This is a genomic window from Micromonospora sp. NPDC048909 (genome assembly GCF_040649635.1).
Lineage (GTDB): Bacteria > Actinomycetota > Actinomycetes > Mycobacteriales > Micromonosporaceae > Micromonospora.
The window spans coordinates 1-21,497 of the sequence record NZ_JBEZFU010000018.1 but is presented as its reverse complement, the minus strand read 5'-3'; the positions used below and the strand labels follow the sequence as shown (position 1 = coordinate 21,497).

Below are 21,497 nucleotides of genomic sequence, written 5' to 3'. Positions count from 1 at the left end.
CTCCAGGTAGGTAAGTTGATCCAGCCGGCGATGCCGGGTGCCGGACTGCTCAACAGTTCAGCGTTCGAGGAACGCGAGCTGCGCCGGCTTCTGCGGGGTCTGCACCACCGCACCGAAGGTGAACCCGAGCCGCTTCCACCGGCGCAGTGCGCGTTCGTTGCGGGCGTCCGGTTCCACCACGATTCGACGCCGGCCCGGCTCCTGGAAGACGAACCGGGTCAGCGCGCCGGCGATCGCCCCGGTGAAGCCGGGGATCTCCCGCGCGGCCGGTGCCATGAACAGGTGGATGCCGAAGTCGCCGTCCCGCACCGGATAGAACTCACCGATCGGATCGGCCGCGGGCTCGTAGGTCTGGAAGATGCCCGCCGGCACCTCGTCGAGCAGCATCAGGTAGGCGTGGTGGGTGGTGAGCCCGTCGACGAACTCGTAGACCTCGCGGACCTCGTCACGGGTGTAGCCGGTCATGCCCCAGAACTCGGCGCGGGGCTGGGTGACCCAGACGTACACGGTGTCGAGGTGTTCGGTCGGGTCGAGCGGGACCAGGGCGAAGCGTCCGAGGCCGGGAAGCTCCTCGGTGTAGGCGCTCACCGGGAGGCCTGTAGTGGCAGCGACCGGACCAGCATCCGGTGCGAGCGCCAGCCGGGGTACGGCTCCAGGTCGCCGACGTGCCGGAACCTCAGGCCCTGCAACGACCGCCAGACCCGGGTGTTGGTCTCGGCGACCGCGAGCGAGACTCGCTCCTCCGGTCGTCGGGCCAGCAGTTCGGCCGTCATCCGCAGACCCAGGCGGTGCCGTCGATGCTCGGGCAGCACGAACGCCTCGCAGATCCCGAAGGTACGGCCCGGCCACTCGATGGCCAGGTCCGGGTCCTCCGCGGAGAAGAGGCCGCGCCACCAGAGCGTCTCGGCCGGCAGCGGGCAACCCATCACGGTGCCCACCAGCTCGCCGCCGACGTAGCCGACCGCGGCCTGGAAACCGGGCGCCTCGGCCGTCCAGCGCAAACGTTCCTCGACGGTGGGCGCGCTGTGGTCGATCAGGTGCAGGTCGGCGACGTGCACCCGGCGATAGACGTCGGCCAGCGCGTCCAGATCGACCTCGTCGCTGATGACGACGCTGCTCTCCTGGGCGGCTGTCTGCATCCGGCACTCTCCAAAGTTCGGTTAGGCTTACCTAACCAGATGACGACCCGCCTCGGCAAGAAGGTCCGTCTCCCGGCGACACGGACGCGTCCGCCGGCCGGCCGGACGTTCCGCTCGCGAGCAGGAAGACTGCCGGCACAACGGCGAACTGGAGTGCCACGCGCCGTCGATCCGGCTGGCTCCCGGCCAGGACGCCGCCGACTGCCAGACGTACGATCCCCGATGAGCTCGTGCCGCTCGGAGCTTGCACCACCGCCCCGGGCGGCACCGGCTGGCCCGGCGTCGGGCCCAGGATCACCCCAGACCGGCCGTCGCCTCGTCGAGATGGGTGAGGAACCGTTGTACGGCTGGCGGCAGGCTGCGGTTCCTGGGGGTGGCGGCATAGACCCGCCGGACCGCGGCGTCGTCGGGGTGCAGGCGGAGCAGGGCCAGGTCGGGCGGGGCGGCCCGCACCGCCAGCGCGGGCACCAGCGCGACGCCGAGCCCCGCCGCGACACAGCCCAGCTTGCCGGTCCACTCGGCGGCCACGATGTCGATGCGCGGTCGGAAGCCCGCCGGCAGGGTGGCGCGCAGCAGCGTTTCCTCGGCGACGGCCGAGCCGGCGATGAAGGCGTCATCGGCCAGGTCGCGTAGCCGGACGGTACGTCGGCGGGCCAGTCGGTGGGTCCGGGGAACCGCCACCAGCAGGGCCTCGTCGAGAAGGTGGTGCAGGTCGAGCCGGTCGCCGTCGAGGGGCTGGTCGGGTGCCGCGCTCACCACGACGACGTCGGCGTCCCCGGCGACGAGGCGGTCCAACAGGCCCGGTGTCAATCCTTCGACCAGGGACAGCGCCACGTGCGGGTGGGCGGCGCGGAACGCGGACAGGGCGCGCGGAACGAGCGCGGCGACCGACGTGGGGAACGCGCCGACCCGCAGCCGGCCGGCGGTCAGGTCGCGGAGCGCGGTCAGGTCCCGCCGGGCGGCGGCGAGCCGGTCGAGCACCGCCTCGGCGTGGCCGAGCAGGCAGCGGCCCTCTTCGGTCAGGGCGACGCCGCGCGGAAGTCGGTCGAAGAGGGGTGCACCGGTCTCGGCCTCCAGCGCGGCGATCTGCCGCGACACCGCGGACTGGGTGTAGCGCAGGGTCCGGGCCGCGGCCGTGATGGAGGAGAGCTCCGCGACCGTGCGGAAGACGTGCAGGGCGTGCGATTCCATGGCACCAGCCTGCCATGCCGCAGAGGCATGACAGCGATGCAGAACATTCGCTGGTGGCATGGGTGCCCGAGGCCTAGCGTTTCGGATCATGGATGTCATCGCACTGCTGGGCACGGGCACGATGGGTACGGCGATCGGCCACCGGTTGCTGGCCACCGGGCAGCGGCTCGTGGTCTGGAACCGCACTCCCGCCCGAACGGACTCACTGGTCACGGCAGGGGCCCGGGCTGCCGCCACGGTGGCCGAGGCGGTGCGGGACGCCGACGTGGTGATAACCATGCTCACCGACGCGACGGCCGTGCGGGCGGTGCTCTTCGGCGCCGACGGAGCCGCGGCCGTCCTGCGGCCCCACGCCCACCTGGTCGAGATGTCCACGATCGGCCCACGGGCCGTATCTGAGCTCGCCGAGTTCCTGCCGGCCGGCGTGCGCCTGGTGGACGCGCCCGTCGCTGGCGGCGCCGGTGCCGCCGAGCACGGTCGGCTCGTCGTGCTGGCAGGTGGCGATGAGATCGCCGTCGAACGGGTCGCCCCGATACTGGAACTGCTCGGCACCGTCCGGCGCTGCGGGGGCCCCGGCAGCGGCGCCGCGCTGAAGCTGGTCCTCAACACCGCCCTGGTGACGGCGGTCGCGGCCGTCGCGGAAGCGCTGGCGGTCGCGGCGGCGGTCGGTGTCGACCGGCAGAGGACACTCGAGTCTCTCGCCACCGGGCCGCTCGGCGGCGCGCTCGCCCGAGCGACCACCAGGGACGCCACGTTCGCCGCCGCCCTGGCCGCCAAGGACGCCGCGCTCGCCCTCGACGCGCTCGGCGACACGCCTGCGCCCGTACTGCGCGCCGCCGCGTCGGCGCTGGCGGCCGTACCTGATCCGCGCGCCGACATCGCCACTCTCACCGGCGGCCGCGTCGCGGACGCCGCCACTCACCGCAAGGAGCGAGCATGACCCTGACCCTGGACAATCCCGCGAGCGTCGACGCTCCGTTCGGCGATCGGTTCTCCCATGTCGCCCGCCTCGACCTGCCGGGCGGCGGTGCGCTGCTCGTGCTCTCCGGCCAGGTCGGCGTCGACGATCAGGGCGCCGTGGTGGCGCCCGGCGACGTCCGGGCGCAGTCCGAACGGATCTTCGACCTGATAGGTGGTCTGCTCGCCGCGCACGGCGCCACGTTCGCCGACGTCCTGCACGTCAGGACGTTCATGACCGACCTCGGCCTGCTGCCCGGCTACGGGGAGGTCCGCGACCGGTACTTCCCGCACGTCAAGCCGGCCAGCACCACGGTGGAGGTGAGTCGGCTCTTCCTGGCGGGCGCGGTGCTGGAGGTCGAAGTGACCGCCGCCCTGACCACCGGTTGACGCGGGCCGCCGGCGGTACCACCCGCATCGACGCCGACCACTAGGCTGCCGGCATGCAGATCATCGATGGCGCAGGTCGGTGGGGTCCGCCCGCCGACCTGGCCGCCAATGACTGGGTGGAGCACCTGCGAGTGCCGGACCTGTCGGTCGGGACGTACTGCATCCCGGCGGGCGGGGTCGACGACCAGAGCCCGCACACCGAGGACGAGATCTACGTGGTCACCGCGGGGCAGGCCCGGATCGTCACGCCGAGCGGCAACGCCGCGGTCGGGCCCGGCGCGGTGATCTTCGTGCCGGCGGGGGAAGAGCACCGCTTCGTCGACGTCACCGAGGACCTGGTGCTGTTGGTGGTGTTCGGCCCGGCTTACGGGTCACGGGCGAAGCGCGACGCCGAGCACCTATCCCGCCCCGATGACAGCAACTAGCCTGCCCGGATGCGACACACTCTCGCACCGGGCGACGACACCCTTCACGGCCACTTCTCCCCCGACTTCCCGCCGGTGCTCACCGTCGATTCCGGCGACACCGTCACCTACCGGACGCTGGACTGCTGGTGGTCGGCCGGCCCGTACCCGGGCGGGCCGCACCGGGAACGACCGCGGGCCCCGCAGTACCAGCCCGACCACGGACACGCGCTGATCGGTCCGGTCGCCGTCCGCGGTGCCCGCCCCGGCCAGACCCTTTCCGTGCGGATCGACACGATCGTCCCGGCCAGTTGGGGAACCACCGTCGCCGGCGGCTGGCCGAGCGGTTTCAACCAACGCTACGGCGTCGCGCAGGAAGGGGTCGTCCACGCCTGGGAACTCGACCCGGTGGCGATGACCGGTCGCAACCAGCACGGCCACACCGTGGCGCTGCGCCCCTTCATGGGAGTGCTCGGCCTGCCGCCGGCCGAGCCGGGGCGGCACTCGACGGTCCCGCCCCGGCCCTGCGGCGGCAATCTGGACTGCAAGGACCTGACCGCCGGCAGCACCCTGCTGCTGCCGATCACGGTCGACGGAGCGCTCTTCTCGGTCGGCGACGGGCACGCCGCGCAGGGCGACGGGGAGATCGGCGGCACCGCGATCGAGTGCCCGATGGACGAGGTGAGCCTCACCTTCGACGTCCGCGACGACTTTCCGGTCACCGGCCCGGTGGCCAGGACCGCGGACGCCTGGCTGACCCTCGGCGTCGGCGCGACCCTCGACGACGCGACGTTCATGGCCCTGGACTCGATGCTGACCCTGATGCAACGGCTCCACGGCGTGAGTCGCCCGGACGCGGTGGCGCTGGCCAGCGTCGCGGTCGACCTACGGGTGACGCAGATCGTCAACCAGACCGTCGGCGCGCACGCGGTGCTCCGCGACGACGCGCTGCGCTGAGCCGAGGCCGTGGGCGACGTACCGGCGGTCGCACCCCGCAGGCTGCGGCAGCGCGTCCCGGACCGGGACGGGCTCCGGCCCGGCGGATACCGCCGGGCCGGAGCGTGGTGCTTCCAACGGGTGTGCGGATCAGCTCGTCCGCACCGATCCGTTGATCTTGCTGTCCCGGATGGTCGCGCCGATGGCGTCCACCGAGCCGTTCACCCGGCTCTCCACGATCGACACCACCGAGGCACCGCTCGCGTGCAGCGAACCGTTGAGGGTCGAGTTGAAGACGATCAGGCCGGCGCCCGGAGCGACCTTGATCGCACCGTTGACGCTCGCCCCGTCCAGGCAGGTGACGCCGGACGTGATGTTGAGGCTGCCGTTGCGCCGCTCACGCAGGACGGTGGTGCAGGCCGGGTAGCTGGGCTGCGTCTGCACGTTCAGCTCAGCGAAGGCCACCGCCCGGGCGTTGTTCGTCCGCGGGTCGTCCAGCTTGAGGACGTCGAAGCCCTTCTGGATGTCGTTCGAGTAGATGTAGCCGTTGTGGTAGTACGTCGACCACGCCCCGCCGAGGACGCGGCGGGTGTCCGACAGCGGACCCCGCTCCCAGTAGGCGATCTCGACCGGGTTCGCCGAGTCGGTGAAGTCGATCACCGAGACACCGCCCTGGTACCAGGCCTGGACCATGATGTCGCGGCCCATCGCCGGGATCAGCGAGCCGTTGTGCGCCACGCAGTTCTCCAGCGTGGTGTTCAACCGCGGGATCTTGAAGTAGCCCTTGAAGACCAGCTCACGATCCGCGCCGGAACCGACGATGTCGTAGATCCCGTTCGCGCCCTGGTTGGCCCGGTAGCCGCTGGTGCAGATCGCGCCGCTGCCGCCGCCGAGTTCGTCGGTGAACACGACCTTGGTGCCGGCGTTGTTGAACGTGGCCGAGTGCCAGAACGCGAAGTTGGTGTCCCGGACCTGGCTCAGGATCACCGGGTTCTCCCGGTCGGAGATGTCCATCAGGACGCCGTCACCCATGCAGGCGCCGGCGGCCAGGTCCAGCTCCGGGTAGGCGGTGATGTCGTGGCAGCCGCTGGTGGAGGTGGCGCCGGCGGTCTGCGGGAAGAGGACCGGCGTGGCCACCACGGCGGCGTCGGTCGGGCTGCCCAGCGGCACCTTGATGATCGAGATCTTGTCGTGCGGCGGCTTGCAGTAGAACGCGTTGTTCGACGGACCGTACGACTGGACGTAGACGTAGACGCTCTTGCCGTCCTTGCTCGGCACCAGCGTCTGGGTGTGCGAACCGCAGTCGGTGCGGACCGCCTTGATGTACCGCGGGTTCGCCTTGTCGCTGATGTCGAAGATCCGGACGCCCTCCCAGGAACTCGCCTGGGCCGAAGAGCCGCTCGCGCTGTTGCACGAGTCGTCACTGCGGGGCGCGTCGACGGCGAGGAACAGCAGGTTGCCGAAGACGGTCGGGTCGCCCTGGGAGCCCGGGCAGACCACCTGGCTGGTCACCTGCGGCGAGCTGGGGTCGGTGATGTCGAAGACGTTGAAGCCCTCGTAGTTGCCGGCGAAGGCGTAGTTGCCCTGGAACGCCAGATCCGAGTTGTACGCCCCCTCGCTGGCGAACCCGCCGAACTTCGGGATGTTGGCGATCTGCCGGATGTTGGCGGTGCTGGAGATCTCGTCGACGCCCGGGATCGCGTTGGCGGCGGACACGTCGTTGGCCGCCTCCTCCGCGATGCAGTACTCGGCGAAGTTGTCGCCGGCGGCCCGGAACGACTCACAGTTGTCGGTGCTCTGCGTCGAGTCGACGGCACCGCTCGCCGGGGCGGCAACCGCCACAACGGCGGCGAGGAGGAGGGCGCCGCCGGCGGCCAGGCCGACGGCCCGCCTTCGGCTCGCTCGTGGATTGGGTTGAGACATGTAGCGACACCCTTCGTCATGGGTGAGCAGGAGGTAGCGGGACGATATCCCTGATGTGACACCCGGCTGGCGCGGGTTTAGATCACGGTTCGGCCAATGGCCGAGAATTACGCCGGTCCAAACAACCGCAGGTCAGGCAATCGAACCTTTTCGCTGCCGGTGATCTTGCCAATGCAGGCGGACCCCGGGATACCATCCCGCCAATCCAGGCGTACGGCGGGAGTCGAGTTGTGCTGAGTGGACCGTTCCGGGCGCTTTCCCGGCAGTCGAGGGCGATTGTGCTGATCGAGCTGGCCGTACTGACGGTCCTGGCCCTCGGGGCGGCGGTGACCGTCGCGCTGCCCGACGGCGACTCGCGGCCGACGGCGCAGGCGAAGCCTCCGCAGCCGCTCGACCTGCCCGGCCTGCCGGACGCCACCGCGCCGGTGCTGATGCCGGGGCGGCCCGGCGAATCCGCGCGGAGCCGACCGGCGAACGAGGCGTCACCCGCACCGCGCCCGTCGTACAACAACGCCGACATCCGCTTCGTCACCAAGATGATCCCGCACCACGAGCAGGCGCTCGTGATGGCCCGGCTGGTGGCCGACCGGTGCGAGAACCCGCAGTTCAGGATCATCGCCGACCGGATCCTGGCGGCCCAGGAACCGGAGATCAAGACGCTGGAGACCTGGCTGACGGACCGGGGCCTGCCCCGCGACTCCGGCACCGAGCACCAGCACACCATGGGTGGGATGCAGTCGGCGGACGCGCTGAACCGCCTCACCGCCCTGCGCGGCGTCGAGTTCGACCGGCTGTTCGTCAGCATGATGACCGAGCACCATCAGGGCGCCATCGACATGGCGGACGAGGTGCTGGCGCTCGGTGTCGACAACCTCATCAACGAGCTGGCCAGCAGCGTCGTCGTGGAGCAGGGGGCCGAGATCAACCGGATGCGCCAGACGCTGGGCGACGCGAAGTAGCGCCCTCGGCAGGGGGCCAGGGAAGGCATGAGCGCGGGCGCCGCACCGGGGACAAACCGATGCGACGCCCGCTACCGCATGGCCCCGCCCGTGGCGCCAGCTCCGATGCCACGGGCGGGATGGTTCAGCGAGCGGTCGCGTACGTGGCGCAACCGATCAGCTCGAGCGACACCTGGAGCCGCTCGAGGCTGATGTTCTTGGCGATGGTGTCCTCCGGCGTGTGGTACGGCGGCTCCAGCAGCGCCGGGGTCTCCTCGCCGCGCCAGGAGAAGTTGGCACTGGCGATACCGACCTCCTGGAAGGCCTGGTGGTCACTGGAGCCGCGCTGCGTCACCGGCGAGATCCGCGGGTCGTAGCCGAGGCGAACGGCGGCGGCCGCGACCTCGTCGGTGGCCCGGTTGGACTGGCCGGTGAACGAGAGCAGCCAGTAGCGGGTCGCCGGGTCCCAGCTGGTGGCGACCATGTCGTTCTGGTACACGGCGAGGATCCGGTCCCGTTCCGCCTGCGGGAGTTGCCGTACGTGATGGCGCGCGCCGAGCAGCCCCTGCTCCTCGGAGCCCCACAGGGCGAACCGGAGGGTGGCCTCGACCGGGATCGCGCGCAGCACCCGGGCCAACTCGAGGCAGAGCACGGTGCCGGAGCCGTCGTCGTTGGCGCCAGGTGCGCCGATGACCGTGTCGTAGTGGGCGCTGACCATCACCACCGGCCCGCCGGCACCGGAGCGCCCGACCCGCTCGGCGATGACGTTGTTCGAGGTCAGGCCGCGGTGCGCGACGGTGGAGATGGTGAGCGTGAGCCGACCGGTGGCGAGCAGGCCGCGCAGCCGCTCCTTCTGCGCCTGGGCGACCCCGACCACCGGAATCGGCACCGGCGAGCTGGCCGAACCCGGCAGCGTCGGCGAGAACGCCGCGGTCCGCCGGGGCGGTACGCCGTCGGCCGCGAGGAACACGACGGCGGCTGCCCCACGGGTCAGGGCGACGGCCACCAGTTGCTCGCGCCGCGCCGCCACATAGTCGACGAGAACGATGCGGCCGGTCACGTCGGCGGGGTAGTTTTCCGCCGCGCCTGCGCCCACGTCCACCACGTCACCGGCGACGGTGGTGTCCAGCGCGGCGTGCGGTGAGGCACCGGCCTGCCAGTTCAGGTCGGTCGGCAGTCCGGCCGGCGAGGCGAGCTGAGCGAGGAACTTGTCCGCCACCGCGAACGGTTCCAGCCGGACGTCGTAGCCGAGGTGTTCGAGCTCCTTGGCGATGTAGTCCGCGGCGCGGCGCTCGGAGGCGGTGCCGCCGATGCGCGGCCCGATCTCTTCGCTGAGGACACGCAGGTGGGACAGCGCCCGCTCGGCTGAGACCTGAGCGATGACCTTGCGGTCGTCGGGGGTGAGCGCAGGCGGACGGTGGGCGCCGGGACGCTGCTCGGTCGCCGCCCACGCCGGCGCGGGAAGGGCCACGGTGGCGGCGCCACCGAGGGCGATGGTCAACATGCGTCGTCGGCTGGCGGTGGAGCTGGCCGGGTCGGTAGCGGACGTGTCGGTAGTGGACGTAGCGGGATGGCCGCCGTGGGTCATGGGTCCTCCTGATCTTTGGCGAGCCCGGCGAACCGGTAGGTGACCGAGCCCACAGAAATTTGAACCTATCCACTTCTTCGCGGTCTCTCCAAGATCTGTTCGGCGGTCGTCGGAGGGCCGTGCAGTCGCCCTGGCCAGGCCGGCCGGCCAGGTCCGGCGGTGAGGGCCGGTCGAGGTGCGGTCGCTCGACGCCCGATCACGCAGATCACCGCTGTTGATCGGAGTGTTCCGCCGCTTCCGTGTCCACCGTGTACCGCCGGGCCGATTCGTCGGATGTATCGCACCGACTGCTGGGCCAACACGGCACTGGCAGCTCAAGATTGTCGAACCAGAAGGATTGACCCACAAAGACGTCCGATGTTAACTGCATATCAACGATGTGGGTCGATGTTTACCTGGCCGTCGGTTCAGCCGACGGTGGTGGGCACCGTCCCAGATCCGTCTCGACGTCGCCCGCGTTTCGGCGGACGCGGGCAGACCGGGGCACCTCCCCGGGGCGCGAGACATCATCCGCACGGACGATCCAGAGGAGATCGTGTCGATGAAGGTGAGAACGCCGCTGCGTATCGCGCTCGCCGTCCTGCTCGCCGGTGGCGCCGTCGCCATCGGGTCGGGCGGACCGGCCGCCGCAGCACCGACGGACGCCGCATTCAATACCGGCACCGGGACCCTGAACGTCAACCGGGCCGCCTACCTGGCCAAGCACGACATCGTCTACAACCGACCGAACACCAACCCGCTGCACGGCCTCACCGTCGGCAACGGCCGGACCGGTGCCATGGCCTGGAACGCCAACGGCCTGAGCATGCAGGTCTCCGGCGTGGACCTGGCCCAGCAGTCGACCTACGCCGCCGGCCTGGTCAACCTCTACAGCAATCCGCAACTCGACACCGGCTACACCACGTTCCAGCAGCGACTCTCGCTCCACGACGGGACGCTGACCACGAGGTACGACAACAACCGCACGGTCACCGTCATGGGTGCGCCCAACTCCGAGGTGATGGGCATCCACGTCGAGGACAGCCGTCCCGGGGTGACCAGTGTCGGCCTCGACCTGAGCCTCTGGGACATGAACAGCGTCCAGAACATCGCCGACGTCCCGGACCTCAACACCTGGCGGACCGTCTCCACCTTCGCCGACGCCAGCGGCGTCGGGTTGAGCCGTGGACAGACCGACGCGAACAACTTCGGGTACACCCTGGCCGCCACGGTCGAGGGAGCGTCCTACACCTCCCAGGTGGTCAACGGCACCCGGGTCCGACTGACCATCACCCCCACGTCGAGCTACACCGTCTGGTTCACCGCGGCCAGCCGGATCAACTCGCCCGGGCTCAACTCGGTGACCCAGGCGAAGAACCAGCTCGCGACCGTCAAGAGCGTCGGCTACGCCACCACGCTGAACAACTACCGCACCTGGTGGCACGACTTCTGGGCCAGGTCGTTCGTCCAGTACTCCAATGCCGGCGGCGACGCCGACTACCTGGAGAACGTCTACTACCTGGCGACCTACATGATCGCCGCGGGCGGCTACGGCAACTATCCGCTGCACTTCATCAACGGGGTCTTCCGGGCCACCCAGGACAACTCCAAGTGGAGCAACGGGTACTGGTACTGGAACCAGCGCGACGTCTACAACTCGTTCCTGGCCAGCAACCACGTGGACCTCATGGCCGGCTTCAACCGGCTCTACAGCCGCAACCTCGCGGCGCTGAAGTCGTACACCACCACCCGCTACGGCAGCGACGGGCTCTGGGTGCCGGAGACGATGGGCTGGGACGGCAACGCCCGGGGCACCGTCAACAGCGACTACGTCAACGACCTCTACTCGACCGGCACCGAGGCCGCCTACAACATGTACCTGCAGTACCGGTACACCAACGACGAGGCGTACCTGCGCAACACCGCCTACCCGTACATGCGCGAGGCGGTGAAGTTCTACGAGGACATGCTGGACCGCGACGGCGCCACCGGCCGGTGGTACATGGCCAACTCGAACGCGCACGAGACGTACTGGGACGTCCGCAACGCCATCACCGACCTGGCCGCGGTGCGACTGCTCTTCCCGCTCGCCATCCAGGTGAGCCAACAGCTCGGCCTCGACGCCGGGCTGCGGGCCAACTGGCAGAACATCGTGAACAACCTGGCCCCGTACCAGGTCCAGAACGGGGCGTACCTGCCGCACGATCCGCCGATCTCCCAGACCCGCAACAACGAGAACGTGGCGCTGGAGTTGGTCTGGCCCTACGACCAGACCGGCATCGGCTACCCCGACCAGCAGACCGCGATCAACACCTGGAACGTACGCCCGCACCCGTACGGCAACGTCTGGTCCAACGACCACGTGCACGCCGCCCGGCTCGGCCTCGGCAACCAGGCGTTCCAGGGCATGCGGACGATGCTGCAGAAGTACCAGAACTACCCGAACGGAATGACCAACAACACCAACGGCGTCTTCGAGTACCTCGGCATCCACCTGGCGGCGATGAACGAGTCGCTGTTGCAGTCGTACAACGACAAGATCCGGGTCTTTCCGGCCGTGCCGACCGATTCCAGCTTCGTCGGCAGGTTCACCCTGCTGGCCAAGGACGGGTTCCTGGTCAGCTCGGAACGGGAGGCCGGCGAGGTCAAGTACGTCGGCCTGCGCAGCCTGCACGGCAAGCCGGCCCGGGTGGTGAACCCGTGGGGCGGCCAGGAGGTACGGGTCCGCCGCGCCTCGGACAACGCCGTGCTGACGACCACCTCAGCCGCCGAGATCACCTTCACCACCGCGGCGAACACGGTGTACGTGGTGGAGCGCACTGCGAAGCCGCTGTCGACGTACGCCCTCACCACCCTCACCGGCACCACGAACCAGGGCGAGAAGGCGCTGTCGGGCACCGCCTCGACCCTCGGCCTCGCCGGTGCCGGCAGCGGCGGGCTGGTCAACGACACGATGTTGACCTACGACGCCAACTGGCACCACACCACCGCCCGGGGGTACGGCGACTACAACGACGACACCCACCACAGCACCACCGTCGGCGCCGCCGCCAGCTACACCTTCACCGGCACCGGGGTGGAGTACCTCTCCGAGCGGTTCAGCGACATGGGCAACGTCGACGTCTACCTGGACAACGTCCTCCAGGGCAACGTCAACCTGTATGTCGCCGGTCCCCGCCAGGCCCAACAGGTCGTGTTCCGCCGGACCGGGCTGACCAACGGCACGCACACCATCCGCATCGTCAACAAGAGCACCTCGGTGGGCATGGTGGACGCGATCCGGGTCCTCACCGGCAGCAGCCCACCGACGGGCGGGGCCGTCGCGCTGCGGGCCCAGGCCAACGGCCGGTACGTCTCCGCCACCAACGGTGGCGCGGGCAACCTGATGGCGAGCGCCACCGCGATCGGCGGCTCGGAGCAGTTCGACCAGGTCGACCTCGGCGGCGGCAACGTCGGCCTGCGGGCCCGGGTGAACAACCTGTTCGTCTGTGCCGAGAACGCCGGCGCCAACCCGCTGGTCGCCAACCGGGCGGCGGCGGGGTCGTGGGAGACCTTCGCCCTGGTGCGTAACTCGGACGGCTCGGTAAGCCTGCGGGCGACGGTGAACAACAGGTACGTGGTCGCCGAGAACGCCGGGGCCGAGGCGTTGATCGCGAACCGGGACGCGATCGGCCCCTGGGAGAAGTTCGACCTCGTTCCCGCCTGACGCCGGAGCCGGCGGGCCGGACCGGGCCCGCCGGCCGGCCGGCATCCCCGTGTCCCCCTGTCGACCCGGGCGTCGGCGGCCCGGCTCGACCCCACCTCTCCCCTCCCGGGTTTGCGTACACCCGCCGGTGCCGCACGCCCGACTGGTTCGGCCGTCCCCGTCCCCCGAACACCGGAGAACGCCATGATCCGCAAACCGCGTCCGCGCTTCGTCGCGGCCGTCGTCCTGGCCACCCTCGCCGGCCTGCTGCCGATTCTCATCGGCGTCACCACCGCCGCCCCGCCGGCGGTGGCGGCGCCGCCCCCGACCAACCAGTTCGAGAAGGTCAAGCTCGACGGCGGGCTCTCCATGGGGGAGCCGATCGAGCTGTCCGTCCTGCCCGACGGCAAGGTGCTCTACATCAACCGGGGCACCAGCTCCGGCGGTGGACAGGTGCGCCTCTACAACCCGACCAACCGCACCACCACGGTCGCGCTGACCCTCCAGCTCGACGCCCGGTTCGAGGACGGCCTGATCGGCATCACCCTGCACCCGAGGTTCGCCTCGAACCGCTGGGTGTACCTGTTCTACTCGCCGGTCGCGACGCCGCTGGTGAACCGCATCTCGCGGTTCACCTTCAACCCGAGCACCCTGGTGCTCGACCCGGCGAGCGAGACGAGACTCATCGAGTGGCCGACCGAACGGCGGCTCTGCTGCCACTCGGCCGGATCGATGGCCTGGGACAGCAACGAGAACCTGTACTTCGCCGTCGGCGACAACACCAACTCCGGCGGCGACTCGGCGGGCATGGCGCCGATCGACGAGCGGACCAGCCGCGACGCGCAGTACGACGCACAGCGCACCTCGGGCAACACCAACGACCTGCGGGGAAAGATCAACCGCATCCACCCGGAGGACAACGGCACGTACACGGTCCCGGCGGGCAACCTCTTCGCACCCGGCACCAGCGGCACCCGCCCGGAGATCTACGTCATGGGCCTGCGTAACCCGTACCGGGTGTGGGTCGACAAGAAGAACGGCAACACCCTCTACTGGGGTGAGGTCGGGCCGGACGCGGGCGCGACCCTTCCCAACCGGGGACCGGCGGCGTACGACGAGTGGAACCGGGCCACCGCGCCGGGCAACCACGGCTGGCCGTACTGCGGCGGGCCCAACGTCGCCTACAACGACTGGGACTTCGCCGCCAACGCGCCGCGCGGCTGGTTCCCCTGTGGCGGCAGCACCGGCCCGGTGAACAACTCGCCGCGCAACACCGGGCTGCAGCAGCTGCCCCCGACCCGGGGCGCGCTGGTCTGGGAGCAGCACGGCGGCAGCCGGGAGTGGCCGGCCCTGGACAACCCGGGTGGCTGCGGCTCACCCAACCACGCCGAGGTGTACCACTACGACCCCAACCTGAACTCCGAGGTGAAGTGGCCGCAGTACTACGACAACAAGCTGATCATCACGGAGTACTGCCGTAACTGGATCAAGGAGGTCCAGTTCGACAACGGCAACGCACGAACCGGCAACCCGACGGTCATCGAGCCGGTGCTGGCCGGCCTGTCGTTCGTCCACCCGATCGACATGGAGTTCGGCCCGGACGGCTCGCTCTACCTGCTGGAGTACGGCAACGGCTACTTCTCCGGCGACGCCGCCGCCGGCCTCTATAAAATCAACTACGTCGCCGGCGGCCGGTCCCCGACCGCGGTCGCCTCGGCGACGCCGGACAACGGGCTCAGCCCGCTGACGGTCAGCTTCTCCAGCGCCGGCAGCAGCGACCCGGACGGCGACCCGCTGACCTACGCCTGGGACTTCGACAGCAACGGCACCGTCGACTCGACCGCCGCGAACCCCACCTACACGTACGCCAGCAACGGCGACAAGCGGGCCCGGCTCACCGTCTCCGACGGCACCGGCCGGTCCGGCACGACGCAGATCGCCGTCGTGGTGGGCAACAACCGGCCCACCGTCGCCCTGAACGGGCTGCCCAACGGTGGCCTGTTCTCCTGGGACGAGAACCTGACCGCCACCGGCAGCGCCACCGACGCACAGGACGGCACCATCCCCTGCGCGAACGTGGTGATCCGGGCGGCCCTGGGTCACCAGGAGCACGCCCACGAGGAGGGCCAGGGCACCGGCTGTGGCTTCACCGTCAACACCGGGCCGGTGCACGCCGGGCCGGACTCGGTGCTCTTCTTCCTGCTGCGGGCCGGCTACACCGACCGGGGCGCCGCCGGATCGGTGCCGCTGACCGCGGAGAAGGACGTCACGCTCTGGCCCAAGCAGTGGCAGGCCGAGCACTACGTCTCGCTGCACGGCCCCCAGGTGATCAATGCCGGCGGCGCCGAGGGCGGCCGCCGGCTCGGTGACATCCAGAACGGCGAGTACGTCCGGCACCACGCGGTGAGCCTGAAGGGGATCACCGGGGTCCGGGCCAGGGTCTCGTCGGACAAGGCCGGCAACGTCGTCTCCTTCCGGTACGACTCACCCACCGGGCCCGAGGTCGCCCGGGTCACCGTGCCCAACACCGGCGGCTGGGACAACTACACCGAGGTCAGCGCCACGGTCACCAAGCCCGACGACAACACCCACGACCTCTACGTCGTCTTCACCGGCGGCACCGGCGGGGCGCTGCTCGACCTGGACAGCTACACGTTCACCGGCGTCGGGGTGAGCACCCCGGTCGGCGGCACCCGCACCGGCCCGATCCGGGGCATGGGCAAGTGCGTCGACGTCAACGCCGGCGGCACCGCCGACGGCACCCGCGTCCAGATGTGGGACTGCATCGCCGGGGCGACCAACCAGCAGTGGACGCTGCCCGGCGACGGCACCATCCGCAGCCTGGGCAAGTGCCTGGACGTCCAGTCCAGCGGCACCACCAACGGCACGCCGATCCACCTGTGGACCTGCAACGGCACCGGGGCCCAGCAGTGGGTCTCCGGTCCCAACGGCAGCCTGCGCAACCCGCAGGCCAACCGGTGCCTCGACATCCCCTCCTCCAACCCGAGCAACGGCCGGCAGTTGCAGATCTACGACTGCAACGGCACCGCCGCGCAGAACTGGACCCTGCCCTGACCCGACCGACCCCAGCCGCCGGCACCCCGGGGTGCCGGCACCGGACGAGTACCCCGGGGCCGTTCGCGCCGACGGACGGCCCCCGGGCCCCGACCCCAGCAAGGAGCCCCCACATGCGCAGACGCGCCATCATCGCGACGGCCGCAGCCGTGGTCGCCGGACTCGCCGTCGCCGCCGGTGCGGCAACGGTTACCCCGGCCCCGGCCGAGGCCGCACCGCTGACCAAGGTGCTGGTCTTCTCCAAGACCGCCGGATTCCGGCACTCCTCCATCCCCAACGGCATCGCCGCGATCCAACAGCTCGGCACGGCCAACGGCTTCACCGTCACCGCCACCGAGGACGCGGCCGCCTTCAGCACCGCCAACCTCGCCCAGTACCAGGCGGTGGTCTTCCTCAGCACCACCGGCGACGTGCTCAACGCCGGGCAGCAGAGCGCCTTCGAGGCGTACCTGGCCGCCGGCGGCGGCTTCGTCGGAGTGCACGCCGCCGCCGACACCGAGTACGACTGGCCCTGGTACGGCGGTCTGGTCGGCGGGCACTTCGCCTCGCACCCGGCGACCCAGCAGGCCACCATCCGGGTCGAGGACCGGGCCAACCCGTCCACCGCGCACCTGCCGTCGACCTGGACGCGCACCGACGAGTGGTACAACTACCGGACCAATCCCCGCTCGGCGGTCAAGGTGCTGGCCAGCCTCGACGAGTCGTCGTACAGCGGCGGGTCGATGGGTGGCGACCACCCGATCACCTGGTGCCACAGCTACGGCGGCGGACGCGCCTGGTACACGGGCCTCGGTCACACCGAGCAGAGCTACAGCGACCCGAACTTCACCCGGATGCTGCTCGGCGGAATCCAGGTGGCCGGCGGCGCCACCTCGGCCGACTGCCGGCCGGAGCCCGGCTACACGCCGATCTTCGACGGCACCCAGGCCAGTCTCGCCCAGTGGCGGCAGGCCGGGCCGGGCGGCTTCACCCTGGCCGACGGCACGCTCACCTCGTACGGCGGGATGGGGCTGCTCTGGTACCCGGTGCGCACCTTCGGCAACTACTCGCTCAAGGTCGACTGGATGATGCCGGGCGACGACAACGGCGGCGTCTTCATCGGGTTCCCCGATCCGCAGGGCGACCCGTGGGCCCCGGTCGACGCCGGCCACGAGATCCAGATCGACGCCACCGACGCCGATCCGGCGCGCACCACCGGCAGCGTCTACAGCTTCCAGGCCCCGAACCAGGCCGCCCGGGCGGCGGCGCTCAACCCACCCGGCTCCTGGAACACCTACGAGATCGGCGTGCACGGTCAGCGGGTCGAGATCTGGCTCAACGGCGTGAAGATCAATGACTACGTGAGCAGCCGGGCCATCGCCAACGGATACATCGGGTTGCAGAACGACGGCGCCGGGCTCGACATCAACTACCGCAACGTGCGGATCAAGACCGACGGCCCGAGCGAGCCGCCCGCCACCGACCTGGCCCGGGGCCGGCCGGCCACCGCGTCCAGTGTGGAGACCGGCAGCGGCCACGTGGCCGGCAACGCGGTGGACGGCAACCCGGGGACCCGCTGGGGCAGCGCCTACGCCGACCCGCAGTGGATCTCGATCGACCTCGGCGCCACGTACACGATCAACCGGGTCCGGCTGGCCTGGGAGACGGCGCACGCGCGGGCGTACCAGGTGCAGGTGTCCTCGGACAACGCCACCTGGTCGCCGGTCTTCAGCACGACCACCGGCGACGGCGGCGTCGACGACCTCACGGTCGCCGGCACCGGCCGCTACCTGCGGGTGTACGGCACCCAACGGGCCACCCAGTGGGGCTACTCGCTGTGGGACGTCAACGTCTACGGCACCGCGTCCGGGAGCACCCTGCTCTCCCGGGGTCGGCCGGTGACGGCGTCCAGCGTGGAGACCGGCAGCGGGCACGTGCCGGGCAACGCGGTGGACGGCAACCCGGGAACCCGCTGGGGCAGCGCCTACGCCGACCCGCAGTGGATCTCGATCGACCTCGGCGCGTCCCGCGCCCTGAACCGGGTCCGGTTGACCTGGGAGGCGGCGTACGCGCGGGCTTACCAGGTGCAGGTGTCCTCGGACAACGTGACCTGGTCGCCGGTCCACACCACGACAACCGGCGACGGCGGCGTCGACGACCTCGCGATCTCGGCCACCGGCCGCTACCTGCGCGTGCACGGCACCCAGCGGGCCCTGCCCGCGTACGGCTACTCGCTGTGGGAGCTGGAGGTCCACGGCAGCTGAACCCGGTCCACCGGCCCGGCTCGTCCCGTCCCACCTCTTCGTCCGCGGGGGCCGCCCACCGCAGCACCGGTCGGCCCCCACACCCCCTCGGAAAGAAGGTCCCGTGTCCGCACACCCCAGACGGCGGCTCCGGTCGTACCTGGCCACGGCGGTCGCCACCGCCGCCGTGGTCCTCGCCGTCGCACCCCCGCAGGCCGCCCAGGCGGCGGTCATCCCCGCCGCCGACTACCAGCAGGTCACCCTCGCCACCGGTACGGCTGAACTCGGCGAGCCGATGTCACTGGCCGTGCTGCCGAACCGGTCGGTGGTGCACACCGCCCGCAACGGCACCGTCCGGATCACCGACGCGGCCGGCAACACCAAGGTCGCCGGCACCCTGCCGGTCTACACCCACGACGAGGAGGGCCTGCAGGGCGTCGCGGCCGACCCCAACTTCGCCACCAACCGGCACCTCTACCTCTACTACTCCCCCACGCTCAGCACGCCGGGCGGTGACGCCCCGGCCACCGGCACCGCGGCGGACTTCGCACCGTGGAAGGGGCACCTGCGGCTGTCCCGGTTCACCCTCAACGCCGACGACACGTTGAACCTGGCCAGCGAAAGGATCATGCTCCAGGTCGACGCCGACCGGGGCATGTGCTGCCACGTGGGCGGGGACATCGACTTCGACGCCGCCGGCAACCTCTACCTCTCCACCGGCGACGACACCAACCCGTTCGAGTCCGCCGGCTACACGCCGATCGACGAGCGGACCAACCGCTATCCGGCGTACGACGCGCAGCGGACCTCGGGCAACACGAACGACCTGCGCGGCAAGGTGCTGCGGATCAAGCCGCAGCCGGACGGCAGCTACACCATCCCGGCGGGCAACCTCTTTGCGGCCGGCACGCCCAACACTCGGCCTGAGATCTACGCGATGGGCTTCCGCAACCCGTTCCGGATGGCGGTGGACAAGCCCACCGGCGTGGTCTACCTGGGCGACTACGGCCCGGACGCCGGCGGCACCGACCCGAACCGCGGCCCCGGCGGCCAGGTCGAGTTCAACCGGATCACCAGCGCCGGCAACTACGGCTGGCCGTACTGCACCGGTACCAACACCAGCACCGAAACCTACAACGAGTACACCTTCCCCTCCGGGCCGTCGGCGGCGAAGTACAACTGCGCCGCCGGGCCGACCAACAACTCGTTCCGCAACACCGGCCAGAGCACGCTGCCCGCGGCCCGGCCGAGCTGGATCAGGTACGGCGACGCCGGGTCGCCGCCACAGTTCGGTGGCGGGTCCGAGTCGCCGATGGGCGGGCCGGTCTACCGCTACGACCCGAACCTCAACTCCAGCATCAAGTTCCCGGCCTCGCTCAACGGGCAGTTCTTCGCCGGCGAGTACGGCCGGCGCTGGATCAAGGCGATCGCGGTGAACGCCGACGGGTCACCCGGGGAGATCTCCGACTTCCCGTGGCGCGGCACTCAGGTTATGGACCAGGCGTTCGGCCCGGACGGGGCGCTCTACGTGCTCGACTACGGCACCGGGTCGAACAACCAGGCGCTCTACCGGATCGAGTACATCGGTGGTGGCAACCGCAGCCCGATCGCCGTCGCCGCAGCGAACCGGACCTCCGGTCCCAGCCCGCTGACCGTCACCTTCTCCTCTGCCGGCAGCCAGGACCCGGAGGGCGGGGCGCTGAGCTACCTCTGGACCTTCGGCGACGGCACCACCTCGACCGCGGCCAACCCGACGAAGACGTACACCGCCAACGGGACGTACACCCCGACGTTGCGGGTCACCGACCCGACCGGGCTCTCCGCCACCGCGAGCCTGGTGATCACCGTCGGCAACGCCGCGCCGACCGTGACGCTGACCGTCCCGACCGACGGCTCCCTGTTCACCTTCGGCGACACCGTCCCGTTCCAGGTCACCGTCACCGACCCCGAGGACGGCGCGATCGACTGCTCGCGGGTCCGGATGGCCTACGCCCTCGGCCACGACAGCCACGCCCACGAGATCACGGTCCGCAACGGCTGCTCGGGCACCATCACCGTGCCGGTCGACGGGGAACACGACACCGCCGCCAACATCTACGGCGTCTTCGACGCCAGCTACACCGACAACGGCGGGCTGACCTCGCGCAGCACCCGCATCCTGCAGCCCCGGCACCGGCAGGCCGAGCACTTCGGCGCCCAGTCCGGCGGCGTCCAGACCGCCGAGCACGCCAGCGCGGAGGGCAGCCGCACGGCCGGCTTCATCGACAACGGCGACTGGATCTCGTTCCAGCCGTACCATCTGGCCACCGCCACCCGGTTCACCGCGCGGGTCTCCTCCGGCGGCCCCGGCGGCACCATCGAGGTGCGGGCCGGCTCGGCCACCGGCACCCTGCTCGGCAGCGTGGCCGTGGCGCCCACCGGCGGCTGGGACACCTTCACCAACGTGTCGACCGCGCTGACCAACCAGCCATCCGCGCCGACCACGCTGTACCTGGTCTTCAAGGGCGGCGCCGGGAACCTGTTCGACGTGGACGCCTTCACCCTCGACGGCGGCACCGGCGGGGGCACCGGAGCCACCCTGCGGGCGGGCGCCAACAACCAGTACGTCAGCGCCGTCGGCACCGCCGCGCTGATCGCCAACAAGGCCACCGTCGGCGCCACCGAGCGGTTCGACCTCGTCGACCTCGGCGCGGGCAACGTCGCGCTGCGCTCGCGCAGCAACGGCATGTACGTCTGCGCGGAGAACGCCGGCGCGCAACCGCTGGTCGCCAACCGCGCGGCGGTCGGGGCGTGGGAGACGTTCGCGCTGGTCCGCAACAGCGACGGCACGGTCAGCCTGCGGGCCGCCGTCAACAACATGTACGTCGTCGCCGAGAACGGCGGCGCCGCCGCTTTGATCGCCAACCGGGCCGCCGTCGGACCGTGGGAGAAGTTCACCCTCGGCAACGGCTGACCACCACCAGACCGGCGGGGGGGGGGGGGGGGGGCCCCCCCCCCCCCCCCCCCCCCCCCCCCCCCCGGCGCGAGGCTCAACACAAAACAAAGAGCGGGCGCCCCGCCCCCGCCCCCC

The 21,497-nt window shown here is 70.8% G+C and carries 14 protein-coding genes; 9 read left to right on the top strand and 5 right to left on the bottom strand.

The features are described from left to right. Nucleotides 1-57 precede the first annotated feature (57 nt). The 3 genes from AB0C04_RS30225 to AB0C04_RS30215 all read right to left on the bottom strand — a co-directional run bounded on the left by AB0C04_RS30225 (nt 58) and on the right by AB0C04_RS30215 (nt 2,330). Nucleotides 58-588: a GNAT family N-acetyltransferase gene (locus AB0C04_RS30225; protein WP_357061293.1), complete on the bottom strand. Its 531-nt coding sequence runs from the start codon at nt 586-588 to the stop codon at nt 58-60. Beyond that, nucleotides 585-1,139, bottom strand: coding sequence for a GNAT family N-acetyltransferase (locus tag AB0C04_RS30220; protein WP_357061291.1), 555 nt, complete (start codon nt 1,137-1,139; stop codon nt 585-587). Before AB0C04_RS30220 ends, AB0C04_RS30225 begins: the two co-directional genes overlap by 4 nt. A gap of 294 nt (nt 1,140-1,433) precedes the next feature. Further along, entirely contained in the window at nt 1,434-2,330 is an 897-nt protein-coding gene (locus AB0C04_RS30215) for a LysR substrate-binding domain-containing protein (RefSeq protein ID WP_357061289.1), read from the bottom strand. A gap of 88 nt (nt 2,331-2,418) precedes the next feature. On the opposite strand from AB0C04_RS30215, the gene AB0C04_RS30210 reads away from it, so the two are divergent. From AB0C04_RS30210 to AB0C04_RS30195, 4 genes are read left to right on the top strand one after another with little or no spacing between them, the layout of a single operon-like run. Further along, on the top strand, nt 2,419-3,270 hold the full coding sequence (locus tag AB0C04_RS30210; RefSeq protein WP_357061287.1) for an NAD(P)-binding domain-containing protein: 852 nt from the start codon (nt 2,419-2,421) through the stop codon (nt 3,268-3,270). Continuing rightward, nucleotides 3,267-3,677 (top strand): RidA family protein, encoded by a 411-nt coding sequence (locus AB0C04_RS30205; protein ID WP_357061284.1) that lies wholly within the window; start codon nt 3,267-3,269, stop codon nt 3,675-3,677. The genes AB0C04_RS30210 and AB0C04_RS30205 overlap by 4 nt, the downstream gene beginning before the upstream one ends. Before the next feature lie 53 nt (nt 3,678-3,730). Continuing rightward, nucleotides 3,731-4,102, top strand: coding sequence for a cupin domain-containing protein (locus tag AB0C04_RS30200; RefSeq protein WP_357061282.1), 372 nt, complete (start codon nt 3,731-3,733; stop codon nt 4,100-4,102). A 9-nt stretch (nt 4,103-4,111) separates the two neighbouring features. Then, nucleotides 4,112-5,038 carry an acetamidase/formamidase family protein gene (locus AB0C04_RS30195; RefSeq protein ID WP_357061280.1) on the top strand — a complete coding sequence of 309 codons (927 nt, stop codon included), beginning with the start codon at nt 4,112-4,114 and terminating at the stop codon, nt 5,036-5,038. A 129-nt stretch (nt 5,039-5,167) separates the two neighbouring features. Here the strand turns inward: AB0C04_RS30195 and AB0C04_RS30190 are convergent, their stop codons facing one another. Then, nucleotides 5,168-6,940: a hypothetical protein gene (locus AB0C04_RS30190; RefSeq protein WP_357061277.1), complete on the bottom strand. Its 1,773-nt coding sequence runs from the start codon at nt 6,938-6,940 to the stop codon at nt 5,168-5,170. A gap of 230 nt (nt 6,941-7,170) precedes the next feature. On the opposite strand from AB0C04_RS30190, the gene AB0C04_RS30185 reads away from it, so the two are divergent. Then, nucleotides 7,171-7,899 (top strand): DUF305 domain-containing protein, encoded by a 729-nt coding sequence (locus AB0C04_RS30185; protein ID WP_357061276.1) that lies wholly within the window; start codon nt 7,171-7,173, stop codon nt 7,897-7,899. A 124-nt stretch (nt 7,900-8,023) separates the two neighbouring features. On the opposite strand, the gene AB0C04_RS30180 is transcribed toward AB0C04_RS30185, so the two are convergent. Next, nucleotides 8,024-9,382, bottom strand: a complete 1,359-nt coding sequence (locus AB0C04_RS30180; protein WP_357061274.1) for a M28 family peptidase — start codon at nt 9,380-9,382, stop codon at nt 8,024-8,026. A 625-nt stretch (nt 9,383-10,007) separates the two neighbouring features. Between AB0C04_RS30180 and AB0C04_RS30175 the strand changes: the two genes are divergently transcribed. The 4 genes from AB0C04_RS30175 (at nt 10,008) to AB0C04_RS30160 (ending at nt 21,380) form a co-directional block, all read left to right on the top strand. Then, nucleotides 10,008-13,151 (top strand): carbohydrate-binding protein, encoded by a 3,144-nt coding sequence (locus AB0C04_RS30175; RefSeq protein WP_357061271.1) that lies wholly within the window; start codon nt 10,008-10,010, stop codon nt 13,149-13,151. 183 nt (nt 13,152-13,334) lie between these two features. Next, on the top strand, nt 13,335-16,205 hold the full coding sequence (locus AB0C04_RS30170; protein ID WP_357061268.1) for a ricin-type beta-trefoil lectin domain protein: 2,871 nt from the start codon (nt 13,335-13,337) through the stop codon (nt 16,203-16,205). Nucleotides 16,206-16,318: 113 nt separating this feature from the next. Next, nucleotides 16,319-18,448, top strand: coding sequence for a ThuA domain-containing protein (locus AB0C04_RS30165; protein WP_357061266.1), 2,130 nt, complete (start codon nt 16,319-16,321; stop codon nt 18,446-18,448). Between the two features lie 166 nt (nt 18,449-18,614). Beyond that, nucleotides 18,615-21,380, top strand: coding sequence for a PQQ-dependent sugar dehydrogenase (locus tag AB0C04_RS30160; RefSeq protein ID WP_357061436.1), 2,766 nt, complete (start codon nt 18,615-18,617; stop codon nt 21,378-21,380). Nucleotides 21,381-21,497 lie beyond the last annotated feature (117 nt).